A 469-nucleotide genomic window follows, 5' to 3' on the forward strand; every position below is an offset into this window, starting at 1 on the left:
GGTTGAACGATCCGGAACTGTAGCATGGTTTACTAAAATGTAATTTAAATAATCTTGATCGCGATGGGTAGGAGTTCTAGCATTTAATAACCTAATGTAACTTTCAGTTGCTGGAGTCCCCATTCCACCAATAATCGTAAAGAATTTTTTCACAGGTCTTACCCCTTATTTTCCTTAAAATACTTCCTAAAGTTCTTAACATAATTATGGTTCATCCACCACATTAATAAGCTACGCTTAAAGTTCATATCCTCATCGTAGATAGCGGTAAATCCATACTGATCATTGTTAATTAGTTCAAGCGCCTTTTGCTTATCATCATTATTTTTAGCATACTTTTTGAAGACCTTAACTGGAACGCCCAACCATAACTTCCAGTTGCCTGGAACATCATTAGCGTATACAGTTTCACGATCAGCCAACGCATTGTTAACTCGGTCTTCAACCACCCAACGAGCTAGGTTGTATC

The 469-nt window shown here is 37.5% G+C and carries 1 pseudogene; it reads right to left on the reverse strand.

Going from position 1 to position 469, the window contains the following annotated elements:
• Positions 1–158: 158 nt before the first annotated feature.
• A pseudogene (locus C1I98_RS46600) lies at positions 159–469 on the reverse strand (hypothetical protein); the annotation flags it as partial.

Origin of the sequence: Spongiactinospora gelatinilytica (assembly GCF_003236385.1) — a bacterium.
Lineage (GTDB): Bacteria > Actinomycetota > Actinomycetes > Streptosporangiales > Streptosporangiaceae > Spongiactinospora > Spongiactinospora gelatinilytica.